Origin of the sequence: Pseudomonas sp. SIMBA_068 (genome assembly GCF_046534705.1) — a bacterium.
Lineage (GTDB): Bacteria > Pseudomonadota > Gammaproteobacteria > Pseudomonadales > Pseudomonadaceae > Aquipseudomonas > Aquipseudomonas putida.
This window is the reverse complement of record NZ_JAWRYI010001895.1, coordinates 1-229: the sequence shown is the minus strand read 5'-3', so window position 1 is coordinate 229 and position 229 is coordinate 1. Positions and strand designations below refer to the sequence as shown.

The following is a 229-nucleotide window of genomic DNA, read 5'->3' as shown; positions in this document are numbered from 1 at the left end:
CTCAGCTTAACCGAATGAGTGGTGGGCAAATAAATCGCGCTAAACATATAGTGGCAAATGGCGTTGAGTTACTTCTTATTAATTCTAAAGGGCCAACGCCTGCAGGGTGGGTAACAGGCACGCATTTGAATGAAATTACCGAACGGCTGTTTGCTTCGGCGAGTTCCAAAATTATGTTTTGTCACCATAACCCACTCCCCATTGATGGCTACCTAGACAAACACATGCT

At 45.0% G+C, this 229-nt stretch carries 1 protein-coding gene; it reads left to right on the top strand.

Annotated elements, in window-relative coordinates:
- Positions 1-229, top strand: a 229-nt coding sequence (locus SB756_RS36360) for a hypothetical protein (protein ID WP_410914109.1), incomplete at both ends; no start/stop codon positions are given.